This window comes from Halomonas sp. B23F22_20 (assembly GCF_043496985.1).
Taxonomy (GTDB): Bacteria; Pseudomonadota; Gammaproteobacteria; order Pseudomonadales; family Halomonadaceae; genus Halomonas.
The window spans coordinates 20,868-34,437 of record NZ_JBIEKH010000032.1; the positions used below are offsets into that span (position 1 = coordinate 20,868).

At 68.4% G+C, this 13,570-nt stretch carries 14 protein-coding genes; 8 read left to right on the forward strand and 6 right to left on the reverse strand.

What is annotated here, in order from left to right:
• Positions 1–67: 67 nt before the first annotated feature.
• A complete protein-coding gene (gene nfi / locus ACGTN6_RS18980; protein WP_394594527.1) occupies positions 68–784 on the forward strand; it encodes a deoxyribonuclease V in 717 nt (238 codons plus the stop codon).
• 30 nt (positions 785–814) lie between these two features.
• Here nfi and ACGTN6_RS18985 read toward each other — a convergent pair whose 3' ends face one another.
• Positions 815–1,066, reverse strand: coding sequence for a YdeI/OmpD-associated family protein (locus tag ACGTN6_RS18985; protein ID WP_394594528.1), 252 nt, complete (start codon positions 1,064–1,066; stop codon positions 815–817).
• A 214-nt stretch (positions 1,067–1,280) separates the two neighbouring features.
• On the opposite strand from ACGTN6_RS18985, the gene ACGTN6_RS18990 reads away from it, so the two are divergent.
• Positions 1,281–1,835 carry a DUF1415 domain-containing protein gene (locus ACGTN6_RS18990; RefSeq protein ID WP_394594529.1) on the forward strand — a complete coding sequence of 185 codons (555 nt, stop codon included), beginning with the start codon at positions 1,281–1,283 and terminating at the stop codon, positions 1,833–1,835.
• A gap of 33 nt (positions 1,836–1,868) precedes the next feature.
• Here the strand turns inward: ACGTN6_RS18990 and ACGTN6_RS18995 are convergent, their stop codons facing one another.
• The gene (locus ACGTN6_RS18995; RefSeq protein ID WP_394594530.1) at positions 1,869–2,753 is read right to left on the reverse strand and encodes an aldo/keto reductase; all 885 of its coding nucleotides are present in this window, start codon (positions 2,751–2,753) and stop codon (positions 1,869–1,871) included.
• Between the two features lie 192 nt (positions 2,754–2,945).
• On the opposite strand from ACGTN6_RS18995, the gene ACGTN6_RS19000 reads away from it, so the two are divergent.
• Entirely contained in the window at positions 2,946–3,377 is a 432-nt protein-coding gene (locus ACGTN6_RS19000) for an OsmC family protein (RefSeq protein WP_394594531.1), read from the forward strand.
• Between the two features lie 251 nt (positions 3,378–3,628).
• On the opposite strand, the gene ACGTN6_RS19005 is transcribed toward ACGTN6_RS19000, so the two are convergent.
• Both ACGTN6_RS19005 and ACGTN6_RS19010 read right to left on the reverse strand, forming a co-directional pair.
• Complete coding sequence (locus ACGTN6_RS19005) at positions 3,629–4,318, reverse strand: gamma-glutamyl-gamma-aminobutyrate hydrolase family protein (RefSeq protein ID WP_394594532.1); 690 nt, start codon at positions 4,316–4,318, stop codon at positions 3,629–3,631.
• A complete protein-coding gene (locus ACGTN6_RS19010) occupies positions 4,315–5,310 on the reverse strand; it encodes an amidoligase family protein (RefSeq protein ID WP_394594533.1) in 996 nt (331 codons plus the stop codon). The genes ACGTN6_RS19005 and ACGTN6_RS19010 overlap by 4 nt, the downstream gene beginning before the upstream one ends.
• Before the next feature lie 215 nt (positions 5,311–5,525).
• On the opposite strand from ACGTN6_RS19010, the gene ACGTN6_RS19015 reads away from it, so the two are divergent.
• The 4 genes from ACGTN6_RS19015 (at position 5,526) to ACGTN6_RS19030 (ending at position 11,161) form a co-directional block, all read left to right on the forward strand.
• The gene (locus ACGTN6_RS19015) at positions 5,526–7,841 is read left to right on the forward strand and encodes a mechanosensitive ion channel family protein (RefSeq protein WP_394594534.1); all 2,316 of its coding nucleotides are present in this window, start codon (positions 5,526–5,528) and stop codon (positions 7,839–7,841) included.
• Between the two features lie 352 nt (positions 7,842–8,193).
• The gene (locus tag ACGTN6_RS19020) at positions 8,194–8,973 is read left to right on the forward strand and encodes a ThuA domain-containing protein (protein WP_394594535.1); all 780 of its coding nucleotides are present in this window, start codon (positions 8,194–8,196) and stop codon (positions 8,971–8,973) included.
• Entirely contained in the window at positions 8,973–10,049 is a 1,077-nt protein-coding gene (locus ACGTN6_RS19025) for a Gfo/Idh/MocA family protein (protein WP_394594541.1), read from the forward strand. The genes ACGTN6_RS19020 and ACGTN6_RS19025 overlap by 1 nt, the downstream gene beginning before the upstream one ends.
• 140 nt (positions 10,050–10,189) lie before the next feature.
• Entirely contained in the window at positions 10,190–11,161 is a 972-nt protein-coding gene (locus tag ACGTN6_RS19030; RefSeq protein ID WP_394594536.1) for a LacI family DNA-binding transcriptional regulator, read from the forward strand.
• Here the strand turns inward: ACGTN6_RS19030 and ACGTN6_RS19035 are convergent.
• Together ACGTN6_RS19035 and ACGTN6_RS19040 are read right to left on the reverse strand one after the other, a co-directional pair.
• Positions 11,158–11,562: a hypothetical protein gene (locus ACGTN6_RS19035; RefSeq protein ID WP_394594537.1), complete on the reverse strand. Its 405-nt coding sequence runs from the start codon at positions 11,560–11,562 to the stop codon at positions 11,158–11,160. The two genes, ACGTN6_RS19030 and ACGTN6_RS19035, sit on opposite strands and share 4 nt — an antisense overlap.
• Position 11,563: 1 nt before the next feature.
• The gene (locus tag ACGTN6_RS19040) at positions 11,564–12,631 is read right to left on the reverse strand and encodes a J domain-containing protein (protein WP_394594538.1); all 1,068 of its coding nucleotides are present in this window, start codon (positions 12,629–12,631) and stop codon (positions 11,564–11,566) included.
• A 211-nt stretch (positions 12,632–12,842) separates the two neighbouring features.
• Between ACGTN6_RS19040 and ACGTN6_RS19045 the strand changes: the two genes are divergently transcribed.
• Positions 12,843–13,211, forward strand: coding sequence for a glutaredoxin family protein (locus tag ACGTN6_RS19045; RefSeq protein ID WP_394594539.1), 369 nt, complete (start codon positions 12,843–12,845; stop codon positions 13,209–13,211).
• Positions 13,212–13,570 lie beyond the last annotated feature (359 nt).

The following is a 13,570-nucleotide window of genomic DNA, read 5'->3' on the forward strand; positions in this document are numbered from 1 at the left end:
CCGGTGTTCCGTCACACGGCAAAACCCGTAGTCTAACCCGAGCACCGCCGCCATATCAGGAGCCTTCATGCCCTCTCTCTCTCTGCACGACTGGAACCTTGCTCCCATCGATGCCATCGCCCTGCAGAAGCGCCTGGCCGGGCGGGTGGAGCGCGAGGATCGGCTGGAACCGGTGCATCGCATTGCCGGGGTGGATATCGGCTTCGAGCAGAATGGTTCGATCACCCGCGCCGCGGTGGTGGTGCTGGCTTGGCCGCCGGTGGGCGAGGGCGCCTTCGAGGTGGTGGAGCAGGCGGTGCACCGCGAGCCGACGCGCATGCCCTATGTGCCGGGACTGCTGTCGTTTCGCGAGGTGCCCGCGGCGCTGGCGGCCTTCGAGAAACTCTCGGGCCGGCCGCAGCTGGTCATGGTCGACGGCCAGGGCATCGCCCATCCGCGCCGGCTGGGCGTTGCCAGCCACCTGGGGCTGTGGCTCGACCTGCCGACCATTGGCGTGGCCAAGAAACGGCTGTGCGGCCGCCACGGCGAGCCTGGCCCGGAGCGGGGAGGCTGGGCGCCGCTGGTCGATGACAGGGTCGGTGCGAGAGGCGACGGCGAGGAGACGATCGGCGCGGTGCTGCGGTCCAGGCGGGGCGTCAAGCCGGTGTTCGTCTCGCCGGGGCATCGTCTGTCGCTTCCCACGGCGCTGGAATGGGTGGTGGCCTGCCTGGGGAAAACCAAGCTGCCGGAGCCGACGCGGCTCGCCGACCGACTGGCCTCGCGACGGGATCGGAAGCGGCGCTGAGAGGGCGGGTGAGGTTCGTTCATGCCGCGCTTATCGGTGAGAGCAACCGGGCCAGCAGCAGGGGCGACGCTTTCCCGCCTTGAGGTCCGAGCGCACCCTGGCGATGCGGCGGTGTCGAGTCTCGAGCTTTTTGGCATCCTCGACCCAGCAGATCCACTCATTGCGGGCGATGGGGGTAATATCCTCCCAAAGCGCCCGGGCCGCCTCGTCATCGACGAGTAACTGCCGCAGGTCTTCCGGCACGTCGTGCACGATACCGGCGGAAAGCGTGTCTGTGTGCATACGCCTATCCCATGTCGGGGGCTGGAAGGGTTCGCCAAGAGTGGCACTCGATGGGAGCCTTAGCGACCATTTCCGGACCTCTGTGGCCAGCATGACGCCTGGGGCAGATGACGTCGAGCTGCCGAGGCATGAGCAGCATTCGACCACGGTGGCGTCGGGTCTCTCCGGTGGAATCGGCGTATACTGCGACTCCATTTTTCTCGATGAGCCGACCATGACCGATTTTGCCGATCCGCTCGCTGCCACCCGCGCTTGGGTCGAGACCTTCGTGGTCGGCCTCGAGGTGTGCCCCTTCGCCGGCCGTGAGGTTGCCCGCGACAGCATCCGCTATGTCGAGGTGAACGCCAGCGACCCGGCCGCCGCCCTGATGCGCTTGGTGGAGGAATGCTGGCACCTCGACCAGCACGACGAGGCCGAGACCACCCTGCTGGTGCTGAGCGAGGGCCTTGAGGATTTCGACGACTACCTGGACCTGCTGGGCATGGCCGAGGCGCTGCTGGTGGAGCAGGGCTACGAGGGGATTTACCAGCTGGCGAGCTTCCACCCGGACTACCAGTTCGAAGGCGAGGCGCAAGACGCCCCGCGCAACTACACCAACCGCTCGCCCTGGCCGATGTGGCACCTGATCCGCGAGGCCGGCCTGGAGCGAGCCCTCGCTCACTATCCCGACCCCGAGGCCATTCCCGAGCGCAACGCGGCGCTGATGGAGACCAAGGGACGAGAGGCCCTGGCGGCCTCGCTCGCCACTCTGCGTGGTGCCGCCCGCTAAACGCCAGGGGCGGCACGCACGAATCCGCCTTGCTTAGACGATATCCAGCGACTCCTTGCGGCTCGGCGCCGGGAAGGCGGCGTCGAGTCTCGCCAGGGCCTCCTCATCGAGCGTGGTCTCGAGCATGGCGGCGTTGTCGCGCACGTGCTCGGGCTGCACCGCCTTGGGAATGGCGATCAGGTCACGGGCTCCGTCGACGGGCCTCACCGCCCAGGCCAGCAGCAGCTGGGCCGGCGTTAGCTGCCGTTCGGCGGCCAAGGCGGTGACCTCGGGGTGATCGAGCAGCCGACGGCGCAGCCGGCCGGCCTGGGCCAACGGGCAGTAGCCCATCAGCGGCATGCCGTGGTCGCGCTGCCAGGGGCGCAGCGAGTGCTCAATGCCTCGCGAGCCCAGATGATAGAGCACCTGGTTGACCGCACAGTCGCCGCCGCCGGGCACGCTCTGCAGGGCCTCCATGTCGTCGATATCGAAGTTGGAGACGCCGAAGCGGCGGATCTTGCCGGCCTCGCGCAGCCGCTCGAAGGCCTCCAGGGTCTCGTCGAGCGGAATGCCGCCCGGCCAGTGCAGCAGGTAGAGATCGAGGTGGTCGGTGCCGAGCCGGACCAGGCTCGCTTCGCAGGCGGCGATCGCCGAGTCGCGGCCGGCGTTCCAGGGATAGACCTTGGAGACCAGGAAGGCCTCGTCGCGTCGACCGGCCAGCGCCTCGCCGACCACTTCCTCGGCGCCGCCGTCGCCGTACATCTCGGCGGTGTCGATCAGCGTCATGCCCAGGTCCAGCCCCTGCTGCAGGGCGCGCACCTCGTCGGCGTGCGGGGCCAGGCCCTCGCCCATGAACCAGGTGCCCTGACCGATGGCGGGGAGTGTCACCGCGGGTTCGTGAGCGGTGGCCGGCAGGGTGACGCGGGCGGGTGTTGTCATGGTGCTTCCTCTCGATGTCATGATGGAGGGTGCATGTATTTGGAAACATTTTCCATGTATTCTGGCGGTGAGCCGATGGGGATGCAATGCGGCCTTGTGGTCCGGAGACATCATCCCCATGGTCTATCGTGTAAAGGCAAGATTGCGACCCATCCCGCGCGCTAGCGCTATCCCGTAACAAAAGGAGTCGACATGAGCATCAAGAAGAACGGCAGCGCCGTCTGGCAGGGCGGCCTCAAGGACGGCAAGGGCACGGTTTCCACCCAGAGCGGCGTGCTCAGCGATGTGTCCTACAGCTTCGCCAAGCGCTTCGAGGGCGAGGGCGGCTCCAACCCCGAGGAACTGATCGGTGCCGCCCACGCCAGCTGCTACTCCATGGCGCTGTCGATGATCCTCGGCGAGGCGGGCCACACCCCCGAGCGGATCGCCACCCAGGCCACGGTGTCCCTGGAGCAGGACGAAGGCGGTTTCAGCATCACCGCGATTCATCTGGAGACCCGGGCCAGCGTTCCCGGCGCCGATGACGCGGCCTTCCAGGACGCGGCCAACAAGGCCAAGGCAGGCTGCCCGGTGTCGAAGCTGTTCAATGCCGAGATCACCCTGGATGCCAAGCTGGAGGGCTAGCCTCCGCCAGTGACCGACTATCCCTTCACGAACCGATGTCGCTCCCGCGGGCAGCCGCTTCCGTGGGAGCGTCTTGCGTTATGCAGGGCCCTCACTCCTCGCGATCTGAAGCTCGATCCCACGAAGGACACTCCCGCAAAGGCTCGGCGCCACCGAACGGGTTTTCGTGGGAGTGCAGCTCCGCTGCGCGAAAGGGGTTAACCCCGCGATCTGTAGGTTGCTTCAATGAGGGGCTCTCCCACCAAGTAGCCTTACGACGCCGGCTGTCGGTGTTGATCGGCGGCGTTCACCAGTGCGCGGATCAGACGCTGCTGGGGGCGGTTGAACACCAGCCATTCGGGATGCCACTGCACGCCGATCAGGAAGTCGTGATCGCGTGACTCGATGGCCTGCACCAGGCCGTCGCGGTCGCGGGCGACGATCTCGATGCCGCGCCCCGCCTGGCGCACCGCCTGGTGGTGCAGGCTGTTGATGCGACACCAGGTGACGCGCAGGATGCGATATAGCCGGCTGTCGCCGACGATGTCCACCGTCTTGCGCGGCAGCACGGTGCGTCGCCGCTTGAGCCCTTCGTAGCTGGTGTAGATGTCCGGATCCAGGGTGCCGCCCAGGTGGACGTTGATCAGCTGGGCGCCGCGGCAGATGCCCAGCACCGGCGTGCCGCGCGGGATGAAGCGCTCGAGCAGCGCGAGCTCCAGGTCGTCGCGCGCAGGGTCGACACGCACGTCGAGCTGGATCTCGCCGCCGTAGTGGTGCGCCTCGATATCGTCGCCGCCGCCGATGATCAGGCCGTCGAGGTCCTTCGGCCGCGGGCGCGAGGGGGAGAGCCGCAGCGGGCGGCCACCGTGGCGCCATACGGCGAACCAGTCGAACCACCAGGCAATGCGGCTCTTGCGGTCGGACGTGGTGATACCGATCAAGGGGCGGGCGTCCTGCCTCATGAGTGCGCGAACCTCCGGCGCAGGGCCTGCCAGGCGCGGATCGGCCAGGCCGGACGATGGCGGGCCAGGTAGTTGGCGGCGCGCTCGGCCAGGGTGTCGGGCGCGGCGGCCAGCGTTTCCACTTCCAGCCAGCGGTTCCACTCCTGGGTGGCGCCCCAGCCGGGCTCTGAGAGCTGGGCATTGGGCAGCCGATAGTGATAAGTGGGTCGCGGGTGGACCAGGCGATTGGCCAGCAGCTCGTGGGGATGCTCGGGATGCAGGTGGGCGAACAGCGGCAGCATGTCGAGTTCCCGATTGCGGGTATCGTTGTACTCGAGGTAGTCGTCGACCAGGGTCTCCAGGTCCGGGGCATAGCCCGGATCCAATACCTTGAGCACGTAGGCCCGCGGGAAGGGGTTGGCGTGGGGCAGCACTTCGCGGGTGATATCGACCCGGATCTGCTCGCGCAGCCAGCCTGCGGTAAGCAGGTAGGCGCGCAGGTGGGCCAGCAGGCTCTCGACCTCGAGGCTCGGTGCCTCGGGGTTGAGGTGCAGGCCGAAGCCATAGAGCAGGCTGGCATCGGTGCCCTTGGCGCCGTGTTCGCGCAGCGCCACGAAGAGGGCATCGAGGTCGTCGAGCTCGTTCCAGGGCACCGGCGGGCAGATGATCTCGGTCGGCACCAGGCCGGTCACCACGTCACCGATCAGCTCCCTGGTGCGCTCGTGGAACTCCTGGCGCATGCGTTCCCACTCGCTGTCCCGGTAGGCCTCGTGGTCGACCAGGCGTTCGTCAGGATGGGCGTACTGGGTATCCAGCTCGATGCCGAAGTCGCCCCAGCGGGCGCCGCTGACCTTGAGGCGGTGGGGGCTCAGCACCACCACCTCGCCGCCGAACAGTTCCTGCACCAGGCAGGCGGTGTCGCGTGGCGGCAGGCCGGCGAACTCGATTTCGACCCCGACCCGGCGAGGCCTTCCCTGGGCATTGTCGGGCACGGGTGGCGGTTGCGGCGTCATGACGGCATCCTGTGTGACGGTATCGGCAGCCTGGGCCTTGGCGGAAAAGTGGCTGCGCTCGGCCATGCGGCGTTGAACATCGACTCGAGCGCTGGCCCGTCGGCAACGGGCCCAGCCCTGGCCTTCGCTCGCCGACGCATCCGTCAAAGCCTAACATACTGCCCGTCAGTCACAGGATGAGGGGAAATCACTCCCCTCCCAACCCGGGAGATCCGATGTTGCCCGTCGCAGCCCGTCTCGTGCCGGCCCTGAAGGGGCTGTTGCTACTGGTCCTCACGATGATGCCGTTGCTCGCGGCCGCCCAGTCGCTGCCGCTGTCCGCCCTGGGGGGCGGTGGCGGCGCCAGCGAGGAAGGCCGCGACCCCGAGGCCCTGCAGCGCTCGCTGGACCGTATCATCACGACGCTGGAGAACGACCAGCAGCGCGGCGAGCTGCTGGCCGACCTGGAAGCCTTACGCACGGCCAACGGCGAGGTCGCCGATAGCGAGGGGATCGCCGGCCAGCAGGGCCTGCTGGGGGCGCTGGCGGATACCTTCAACGACCTGGGCGAGCAGGCAGAGTCGGGCCGCTCGCCGATCAACGATTGGCAAGAGCAGCTCCGGCAGGGGTGGACCGACCTCACCGAGCTGGTGGTGCGCACCGGCGACGGGGCGCTGCTCAACTTCACCGTCGAGCTGGCGGTGCTGGTGGGCATCTGGGCCGGACTGCTGGTGATCCTGATCGCGCTGGGGCGCATTCTGGCGCTGCGCCGCGGCTGGCCGCTGGACCTGCCGCGTGAGCCGAGTGGCATGCTGCTGCTGGTTCATTTCCTGCGCCGGCTGTTGCCTTGGGCGCTGGCCTTTGCCCTGGCGTTGGGCGTCGCCCAACTGATACCGGAGAGCGCCGGACGCACCGGGGCGCTGGTGGTGGCCTACGTAGCGCTGTGCGGCCGCACGCTGTCGGTAGTGGTGGAAACAGTGACCTCGGTGTTTACCCGCGGACACCGCTTCGTCGCCGTGCGCCATCTTCACCAGCGAGCGCTACGCCCGCTGTTCGCGATCGGCGCGCTGATCGCCCTGGGCGATGCCTTCAACTCCACGCGACTCACCGAGGCGATCGGCGTCGACCTGGCAAGCCTCTGCTCGGTGCTGGCCAACATCCTGGCGGCGCTGCTCAGCGTGCGCTTCATCCTGCGTTTCAAGCGGCCCATCACCCACCTGATCTACAACCGCTCCTACCGCCATCGCTGCGAGAGCAGCAACGCCGCCGACATGGTGCGCACGGTGGGCGGGCTGTGGCACGTGCCGGCGCTGCTGCTGGTCGGCGGTTCGCTGGTGGCGATCTTCATCACCGGTGGCGACGTGGGCACGGCCCTGGCTCGCTCGATCATCTCGGCGTCGTTGCTGGTGCTGACGTTGGTGGTGGCCGGGCTGATCCGTCGCCACGCCGAGCGCCGCGTCAAGCGACGCTACCGGCGCGAGTATCGCCGGCGTCTGGAGCGCTTCGGCTATACCCTGGCCCACGTGCTGGCGTGGATCACCTTCGCCGAGCTGTTCATGCAGGTGTGGGGCGGTTCGCTGATCGGCATCGGCCGCCAGGGCGTGGCCAGTGTGCGCATTGGCCAGGCCCTGCTTGGCATCGGCTTCACCGTGCTGCTGGCCTGGCTGGCCTGGATCTTCGCCGACACCGCCATCCAGCGCGCCCTGGCATCCTCGGCGCGCTCCCGCGGGCGGCGCGTCAACCAGGCCCGCGCCCAGACCATCACGCCGATGATCCGCAACATCATCTTCGCCACCATCGTGATCATTGCCGCCATCGTCGGGCTGGCCAACCTGGGGGTCAACGTCACGCCGCTGCTGGCCGGTGCCGGGGTGATCGGCCTGGCGGTGGGCTTCGGCGCCCAGACCCTGGTGCAGGACCTGATCACCGGCATCTTCATCCTCATCGAGGATTCGCTGGCGGTGGACGATTTCGTGAAGATCAACAGTCACATGGGCACCGTCGAGGGGCTGACCCTGCGCACCGTGCGGTTGCGCGACCTGGACGGCATCGTGCACATCATCACCTTCAGTCGCATCGAATCGATCCACAACATGTCGCGACAGTTCGGCATCGCGCTGATGAAGATCCGCATTCCCTACAGCATGAAGATCGACGATGCCATTGCCATGATGCAGGAGACCGCCCAGGCCCTGCGCCAGGATCCGATGATGCGCCACCACATCTGGTCGCCGCTGGAGATGCAGGGCGTTCACGCCTTCGAGGACGGCTGCCCGCTGCTGCGCATGCGTTTTCGCACCGCGCCGGAGATGCAGTGGGACGTGGCTCGGGCCTTCAACCTGATGCTCAAGCGGCGCCTGGAAGAGCAGGGTGTCGACCTCGGCGTGCCGCGTATCAGCGTCAGCATGGAAGGGCGCGGTGGCGGCCGTCTCGACGGCAGCGCCGAATGGGGCGAAGACCGCGACGCCGCCGGACGCGAGGCCGGCGAGGCGGGCGTCGCCGACCCCCATCGCCAGACCAGCGCCAGCGGCGGCTCCCCCGACCCGGGCTGACCCCGACTGCGAGAGGAATCCTCTAACCCCTCGCGATCTAAAGATCGCTCCCACAGGGGCTCGGTGGCCCTGGGCCGGTCTTCGCGAGAAGTTGGGGTTCCAGATGTCTGCAGGCGCCTGGCGGCGCGATTCGCCAGGCGTCGGACCGGATCTAAAGATCACTCCCTCGAAGAGCAGGGCTTTCCCTCAGCATATCGATGCCGTCGGGCGATAAGATGCGACCATTGTCGCAATGAGTAAACGTTTACGAAGTGGCCGTAAACGTTTACTTTGTTGCCATGTCGCCGGCATCGGCGGCGTTTCCATCGCCCGCCAGGGCAATGTCCAGGGCAACGCCAAGAGGAGCCAATCCATGACGATCAAGGTCACGGTCTGGGGCGAGAACGTCCACGAGCAGACCAACGAGGTGGTAGCACGCATCTATCCCGAGGGCATGCACGCCTGCATCGCCGCCGGGCTCAACGAGGACCCGCAGATCGAGGCCCGCGCCGTCACCCTTCAGGACCCCGAGCACGGCCTCACCGAGGCGTTGCTCGACGACACTGACGTGCTGCTGTGGTGGGGCCATGCGGCCCACGGCGACGTGCGCGACGAGATCGTCGACCGCGTCCAGGCCCGGGTGCTGCAGGGCATGGGCCTGCTGGTGCTGCACTCCGCCCACTACGCCAAGATCTTCAAGCGCCTGATGGGCACCACCTGCTCGCTGAAGTGGCGCGAGGCCGGCGAACGCGAGCGGCTGTGGGTGGTCAATCCCGGCCATCCCATCGTCCAGGGCCTGGGCGACTACCTCGAGCTGCCGCACACCGAGATGTACGGCGAGCCCTTCGCGGTGCCCAACCCCGACGAGGTGATCTTCATCAGCGCCTTCGAGGGCGGCGAGGTGTTCCGCTCCGGCCTCACCTACAAGCGCGGCAACGGCAAGATCTTCTACTTCCGCCCCGGCCACGAGACCTATCCGATCTACTACGACGAGCAGGTGCGCCGGGTGCTCAAGAACGGCGTGAAGTGGGCCTGCCCCGAGGGCTCGCGGTGGATCGACCGCTGCCCCAATGTGCCGCCCGAGCAGGCGCCGAACCCGGTCGAGGTCAAGGGCGAGGGGCTGCACAAGCCCGGCGAGGAGGGCTTCAAGTGATGCGACTGGCGATCATCGGTGCCGGCAGCATGGCCGGCGAGCATGCCAAGCGCTTCCGCGCCCTCGGCGACGTGGAAGTGGTGGCGGTCTGTGACCTGGACGGCGACAAGGCCCGCGCCTTCGCCGAGGCCCACGGCATCCCCGAGGCCTATTCGGACCTGGCGGCCATGCTGGCCCGCGACGACATCCAGGCGGTGAGCAACGTCACCCCGGACGGCGTGCACAAGGCCACGTCGCTGGCCGCCATCGCCGCCGGCAAGCACATCCTGTGCGAGAAGCCGCTGGCCACCAACGCCGCCGACGCCGAGGAGATGGCCGCGGCGGCCCGCGAGGCCGGGGTGATCAACATGGTCAATCTCAGCTATCGCGATGCCCCGGCGATCCAGCTGGCCCGCGAGCTGGTGGCCGAGGGCCGCCTGGGGCGGGTGATGCACGTCGACGCCAGCTATCGCCAGAGCTGGCTGGTGAGCGACGCCTGGGGACGCTGGGACCAGGACAGCCAGTGGCTGTGGCGGCTCTCCGAGGCCCACGGCAGCAAGGGCGTGCTGGGCGACGTCGGGGTGCATATCCTCGATTTCGCGAGCTTCCCGGTGGGCGACATCGCCGCCGTGACCTGCCGGCTCAAGTGCTTCGACAAGGCGCCCGACAACCGTATCGGCGAGTATACCCTCGACGCCAACGATAGTGCCCTGATGCAGGTGGAGTTCGCCGGCGGCGCCTTGGGCACGGTTCAGGCCACCCGCTGGGCCACCGGCCACCACAACTCGCTGGCGCTCTCGATCCACGGCGATCGCGGCGCGCTGCGTGTCGACCTCGACGCGGCCCGGGACAAGCTGGAAGTGTGCCTCGGGGAGGACGTGCACCCTGCGCGCTGGACCGAGCTCAGCGCGCCGCCCACGCCCAGCATTTACCGGCGCTTCGTCGACGGCGTCGCAAGCGGGGTCAACGACCAGCCCGACTTCGACCGCGGCGCGGCCTTGCAGCGGGTGCTGGACGCCTGCTTCGACTCCGACGCCAGGGGCGGTGGCCTGCGCCTGGAAGGGCAGGCCGCCCCGGCGCCTGGCCAGCCCGCCTGAACCGCGTCGTCTGCCCCGTCATGGCGGGGCGGCGGTCGCACCGCTCCGTCCGATCGGGCACAATCCCGTGGTCGCAAGCGACGTAGGCGGCAGCAGATGGTGGCCGGCGCGAGGCCGGCCGCCCGGTGACGAGGCAGGCGATGAGCAGACAACCGTCGAAGACGGCCAACATTCGGGAAATCGCGCGGCGGGCGGGGGTCTCCATCGCCTCGGTCAGCCGCGCGCTCAACGACAAGCCGGGCATCAGCGAGGCGCTGCGCGAGCGCATCCTCACCATCAGCCGCGACGTCGAGTACCGCCCGAGCGCCGCCGCCCGCCAGCTGATCAGCGGCAAGGCCGCGGTGGTGGGCATCTCGCTGGGGCGTCGCGACTTCGAGCTGCGGCCCTACTACATCCTGCTCTACCAGCACTTGACTGTGGCGCTGCATCGCCAGGGCATGGTGCCGATCTTCTTCCCCCACGACCGCACCGCGAGCCTGCCCGATCAGGCCGGCGCCGCCATCCTGCTCGGCGAGTTCGCCGACGACCCGCGCCCCGAACTGATGACCTCCCACGGCGTGCCTTTCGTACGCATCGGTCCGGCCGGGGAGAGCTTCTCGGTGGCGCCGGAGGATTGCCACGGCATCTATCTGGCCACTCGCCATCTGGTCGAAGGCGGGCGACGACGCATCGCCTTCGTCGGCGACGACCTGCAGAGTCCCCACAGCCAGCATCGCCTGGGCGGCTATCGCCAGGCCCTCGACGAGGCGGGCCTCGAGGCCGCGCTGATCGACATTCCCCCCAACCTGGACCCGGCGCTGACCGGCTATCGCTGGCTGAGCCGGCGCCTGGCGCACGAGCCGCGGGCCTACGACGGCCTGGTGTGCGAGACCGACGAGCTGGCCCGCGGCTGCCTGACGGCGCTGGAAGATCTCGGCCTCGAGGTGCCGGGCGAGGTCGCGGTCACTGGCTTCGACGACCTGCCGACCCTGGCCGGCTCGCTGACCACGGTGCGCCAGGACATTGCCGGCATTGCCGCCATGAGCGTCGAGCTGCTGGGCGAGGCGCTGGCGGGCAAGCCGCCGCGCCACGTGTCGATGCCGGTGGAGTTGGTGGTCCGCCAGACCAGTTAGAGGAACATCCCCAGGCCGATGCCGCCCGCCAGGGTGGCCAGCCACAGCGCGGCCACGGCGAGGCGTCGGCGTGGCCCGCGGTTGTGGGCCAGGGCGGCGCGGTTGAGGCGCTGCATCCACTCCTCGAAGCGCGAGCCCGGCGGACCCGGCGGCAGCGAGAAGTCGTCGGCGGGGCCGGCGCGCCAGTAGGGCGCGTGGGTCAGGCCTAGCCGGGCGCGCAGCCTGCCGATGTCGGAGAGAGTGTCGTGGAGGGCGTCGTACTCGGCGCGGCGCCATTCCGCCTGCAGCACGGTGGCGGCATCGGCCTTCAGGCCAGTGTGCTCGCAGCGCTCGATGGCCGCGGCCACGGCGGTATCGTCGGCGTCCACGGACAGGCGCAGTCGCTGGTAGAGGTCGCGCATCTCAGCTCACCTTCATCAGGAAATCGTAGGCACGGCGGATCCGCTGGAAGCGTCGCGAGGCGCTGGCCACGATGGCCTCGCCCTCGCGGTGGAAGCGGTCAGGGTGGTGCGCCTGGGCCAGGCGCCGATAGGCCTTGCGGATCTCGCCGCGACTGGCGCCGGGCTCCAGGCCCAGCACCACCAGGGCGCTGCGGATGCGCGGGTCGGGGGCATTGGCGCGCTGGTGGGCGTGGCTCGCCCCTTCGTTGCCGGCCCGCGAGTGCTGGCCGCGGTCGTCGTGGCGCTCTTGCTTGCGCTCCCGGTCATCCCGGCGGCGTTCGCGCTGTGTCTCGCGCTCGGCACGCTGACGTTCCCGTTCGGCCTCGCGCCGGGCCTGCTTGCGGCGACGTTCCGCCTCGCGTTCGGCGTACTGGCGGGCCTTCTCCTCTTCCTTTTCTGCCTGGCGCTGGCGCTTGGCTTCCGCCTTGGCCTCGCGCGCCTGGCGGCGGGCCTCGGCGCGCTGCTCGCGACGGCTCGCACGGCTCTCCTGCTCGGTGGCGTGTTCGGCCTGGTCCTCGGCATCGGGCTTCCGCTCGCGGCGGCGTTCGCGGGAGCCCCGCTCGCGGCGCTGCCAGTAGTCGCTACGGCTGGGATCGGCCGGCTCGCTCAGCGGTCGGCCGGCCTGGGAGGCATAGAGCGCGGCGAACTCGGGCGGCGAGACGCCCAGTAGGTCCGCCAGGAAGCGCAGGATATGGTGGTTGGCCAGGGTCGGCTCGGCGTCTTCGGTGGCCAGGGTGACCGCCAGGCGCAGGAAGGCGCGGGAGGTCTCGCCGTGCAGCTCCTTCTGCAGCACCTCGGCGGCGAGCTGGATGGCGCCCAGGTCCTGGCTGGCGGCGATCTCCAGCAGCGGCGTCAGCTCGTGGCCGTGGCGGAAGGCCCCGGTCAGGGCGACCAGATGGGCGCGCTCCGACTCCCCGACCGGCCCCTGCTGCGTCAGCACCCAGGCCAGCAGCAGCAGGGCAGCGCTGTCGGCCTGGTCGCGACTCTGGAGCAGCAGCAGTTCGAAGGTGGAGAAGCGGGCGGCGGTCATTCCCTGACTCTTGTTGATGGGGCTCGTCGGTGGGCCTGGTGGATGGGCCATGGCCCGGACATCTTCGTGCCGGCCCCGGGCCTTGGCAAGCCCGCGGCCAGGATATGCTAGCGTAATCACGGGACCGGCCGGGCCGACGCTGGCCGAAACGATGTACAGCTAAATGTCATCGGCGGCCCGCGCCATATCTTGATGGCAGGAGGACAACATCATGCGATCGCTGATCCAGACCTTGCTGGCGCCTGTGGTATGGGTGGCCAACAAGCTCGGCACGCGCCGCGAGGTCTCGCGCGACGAACCCGAACAGGCCCGAGTGGACCAGGCCTGCGAGGGCCTGGCGCTCTACCAGTTCTGGAGCGAGCCCGAATGCATCCGCGTACGGCGCGAGATCACCCGCCTCGGCCTCGAGATCGAGACCCGCGACGCTCGCCTCGAACCGGAACACAGCAAGACCCTGAGGGAGCAGGGCGGCAAGCTCGAAGTGCCCTGCCTGTACATTCATGAATCCGAGAGTGAAGAACGCTGGCTCTACGGCGCCCAGCCCATCATCGACTATCTGAAAGGGCGATTTGGGGAGTAGGGCGACGCTTTTCTCGATGAACTCAGTGGCCAATCCCTCCGCGCCCATCTCAGGTCAATGAAGATCGCACCATGCTAGATCCTCAGCTAATTTAGTGGCAGGCTGAGTGTAGGGGTGTGTTATGTGGACGGCGCGTTGATCGGTGTTATTGCGCCTAGTTGTCGTTAATTTTATGGAATTCAGTGAGTTGTGGTACGTGAGATGCGCGGTATAACACAGATGAACGTGCCGGTGAAGTGACCCCCTCCATAGCTGCACAGGCTATAGTGCAGCCATCAGGAGGACAGGATGAGCGACGACAACCCGATCAAGCGATGGACCGCCAAGCGCAAGGCCGCCGTGGTCATGGACATCTTCAA

Excerpts from the sequence above, each read along its gene's own strand:
- nfi (WP_394594527.1), top strand. The coding sequence starts at position 68 with ATGCCCTCTCTCTCTCTGCACGACTGGAACCTTGCTCCCATCGATGCC.
- ACGTN6_RS18985 (WP_394594528.1), bottom strand. The coding sequence starts at position 1,066 with ATGCACACAGACACGCTTTCCGCCGGTATCGTGCACGACGTGCCGGAA.
- ACGTN6_RS18990 (WP_394594529.1), top strand. The coding sequence starts at position 1,281 with ATGACCGATTTTGCCGATCCGCTCGCTGCCACCCGCGCTTGGGTCGAG.
- ACGTN6_RS18995 (WP_394594530.1), bottom strand. The coding sequence starts at position 2,753 with ATGACAACACCCGCCCGCGTCACCCTGCCGGCCACCGCTCACGAACCC.
- ACGTN6_RS19000 (WP_394594531.1), top strand. The coding sequence starts at position 2,946 with ATGAGCATCAAGAAGAACGGCAGCGCCGTCTGGCAGGGCGGCCTCAAG.
- ACGTN6_RS19005 (WP_394594532.1), bottom strand. The coding sequence starts at position 4,318 with ATGAGGCAGGACGCCCGCCCCTTGATCGGTATCACCACGTCCGACCGC.
- ACGTN6_RS19010 (WP_394594533.1), bottom strand. The coding sequence starts at position 5,310 with ATGACGCCGCAACCGCCACCCGTGCCCGACAATGCCCAGGGAAGGCCT.
- ACGTN6_RS19015 (WP_394594534.1), top strand. The coding sequence starts at position 5,526 with ATGTTGCCCGTCGCAGCCCGTCTCGTGCCGGCCCTGAAGGGGCTGTTG.
- ACGTN6_RS19020 (WP_394594535.1), top strand. The coding sequence starts at position 8,194 with ATGACGATCAAGGTCACGGTCTGGGGCGAGAACGTCCACGAGCAGACC.
- ACGTN6_RS19025 (WP_394594541.1), top strand. The coding sequence starts at position 8,973 with ATGCGACTGGCGATCATCGGTGCCGGCAGCATGGCCGGCGAGCATGCC.
- ACGTN6_RS19030 (WP_394594536.1), top strand. The coding sequence starts at position 10,190 with ATGAGCAGACAACCGTCGAAGACGGCCAACATTCGGGAAATCGCGCGG.
- ACGTN6_RS19035 (WP_394594537.1), bottom strand. The coding sequence starts at position 11,562 with ATGCGCGACCTCTACCAGCGACTGCGCCTGTCCGTGGACGCCGACGAT.
- ACGTN6_RS19040 (WP_394594538.1), bottom strand. The coding sequence starts at position 12,631 with ATGACCGCCGCCCGCTTCTCCACCTTCGAACTGCTGCTGCTCCAGAGT.
- ACGTN6_RS19045 (WP_394594539.1), top strand. The coding sequence starts at position 12,843 with ATGCGATCGCTGATCCAGACCTTGCTGGCGCCTGTGGTATGGGTGGCC.